Source organism: Streptomyces kronopolitis (assembly GCF_014646275.1).
GTDB lineage: Bacteria > Actinomycetota > Actinomycetes > Streptomycetales > Streptomycetaceae > Streptomyces > Streptomyces kronopolitis.
On record NZ_BMND01000138.1, the window covers coordinates 1 to 514 of the forward strand.

At 37.0% G+C, this 514-nt stretch carries 1 protein-coding gene; it reads right to left on the reverse strand.

Features of this window, described 5'->3' with window-relative positions:
* The coding region (locus IEY78_RS35520) for a hypothetical protein (protein ID WP_229700359.1) at nucleotides 1-514 on the reverse strand (514 nt) is incomplete at both ends.

A 514-nucleotide genomic window follows, 5' to 3' on the forward strand; every position in this document is an offset into this window, starting at 1 on the left:
CTTACCATCCCCTAAAGCGTATTTTAAAAATTCGCTATAAAGTTCGCCCATGATGTCTAAATGACCGGTATTGTCGCTTTCATTAATGGGCTTATGGACAAATTCATAAAGAAAGGTAAAAATTTGCTTAGTGATACTTGAATCTTTTTTTAAAAGCATGCTTATGGCTTTATCAAGGCTCGTTTCTTTATCGTGCTGCGGGTCTTTACTGATTTCTTTAAAACTGGCAAGCATTAGATCTCGTTTTTCTTCGCTCAAGTTTTTGGTTTTCAAAAATTCGCTAATTTGGTTAAACACTAAAACACCATCACGGCTAGTATCGGTCAATTCGCCTTTTAAATCGCTTGGTTTTAAGCCCTCTTTTTTGCCTTTAATTTCTTGCATGGATAAAAGCATGCCACTCACATATAGCACGCGCTGAGGCGCTGTGATGTTGTGGTTATGCATAAGGCGGTTGAGTTTTTTAGCGGTTTCGTTTAGATCGGCTTTGGTTTTGATTAAGATAAAATGTTTT